This window comes from Paenibacillus abyssi, from assembly GCF_014640295.1.
GTDB lineage: Bacteria > Bacillota > Bacilli > Paenibacillales > Paenibacillaceae > Paenibacillus_D > Paenibacillus_D abyssi.
This window is the reverse complement of sequence record NZ_BMGR01000036.1, coordinates 1-770: the sequence shown is the minus strand read 5'-3', so window position 1 is coordinate 770 and position 770 is coordinate 1. Positions and strand designations below refer to the sequence as shown.

The 770-nt window shown below is 49.7% G+C and carries 1 protein-coding gene; it reads left to right on the top strand.

Features of this window, described 5'->3' with window-relative positions:
- Nucleotides 1-728: reverse transcriptase domain-containing protein (locus IEW11_RS24735; RefSeq protein WP_268237444.1), on the top strand; the 728-nt coding region annotated here is incomplete at its 5' end.
- Nucleotides 729-770: the final 42 nt, after the last annotated feature.

The window sequence follows — 770 nt, the reverse complement described above, 5'->3', positions numbered from 1 at the left end:
AAATGCGAATCAGCGACCGGCGAATCTTGAAGCTGGTGAGGAAGTGGTTAGGTGCGGGAGTTATGGAGGAAGGAAACGTAAGACGCTCGGACTTAGGTACACCGCAAGGTGGGGTCATCTCCCCGTTGCTTGCGAACATCTACCTAAATTACTTCGACCTCCTGTGGGAGCGACATGGCAACAAGGTTGGGGAACTGACTCGTTACGCAGATGACTTTGTGGTGATCTGCAAAACGAAGAAGGATGCGGATCGGGCATATGAGCTCATTAGAGTAATTATGGAACGCCTAGAGTTAACGCTGCATCCCACCAAAACGCGCATCGTCGGGTTATGGACAGGAGAAGAAGGCTTCGATTTTCTGGGCATGCATCATCGAAAGACGAAAGCTGAGACATCCAAAGGCAAGGTATACTACACGACCCAGCAGTGGTTGTGCCACAAGGCTGAGGAGCGGATCAGAGAGGTCGTGAAAGAACGACTAGCACCGCCGAGAATGCGTCACAAATCATTCCACGAACATGTGGAGTACTTGAACCCTAAGATACAGGGTTGGCGCAATTATTACTATACCGCCTACAGCCAAAAGATGATGGCCAAGCTGGACTGGTACATTCTCCAGCGACTCACAAGATGGTATGCCAAGAAACGTCAACGCTCTCGATGGATGGGATCGTTCCGCGAAGTGAAAGCATTGTCCCTTCAATGTGGACTTAAAACGCTATTGTAATCTGCATGCACATGAATGACGAACATCGGAAAGCCGTATGAG